Annotated in this window: 1 protein-coding gene; it reads right to left on the reverse strand. The window is 59.2% G+C overall.

Features of this window, described 5'->3' with window-relative positions:
- On the reverse strand, positions 1-449 hold a 449-nt coding region (locus AC3XQU_RS22940), incomplete at both ends, for a two-partner secretion domain-containing protein (RefSeq protein ID WP_489876465.1).

Below are 449 nucleotides of genomic sequence, written 5' to 3' on the forward strand. Positions count from 1 at the left end.
GTCATCAGCACCCGACCGCCATCCGCCTGGATCAGCCCGCCGTTCTGCACCAGCGCATCTACAGCACCCTTGTTGACGGCCACATTGAGCAGCCCATCACCCGCCACATCCAGGGTGAACGAGTTGCCCGCCGCCAGTGCGACAGTGCCCAGTTGCGCCTGGATAACGCCCTGGTTGCTGACATTGGCACCGAGCAGAGCAACAGAGCCTCCATTGGCATTGATCGAACCGTAGTTGACTACGCTGCCGTCCCCGGTGCCTTCAAAGTTGTATTTACCCGCCATGAAATCGCTGTCGGTGATGTTCCGTGTAGATCCCACCAATCCGCCGACATTGACCGACGCGCCTTGACCGAATACGACACCGTTCGGGTTGACCAGGAACACTTTGCCGTTGGCGTTCAGGCCCCCCAAAATACTCGAAGGGTCCGAACCCAGCACACGATTGAG

The organism is Telluria sp. AZSoR62 (assembly GCF_058111565.1).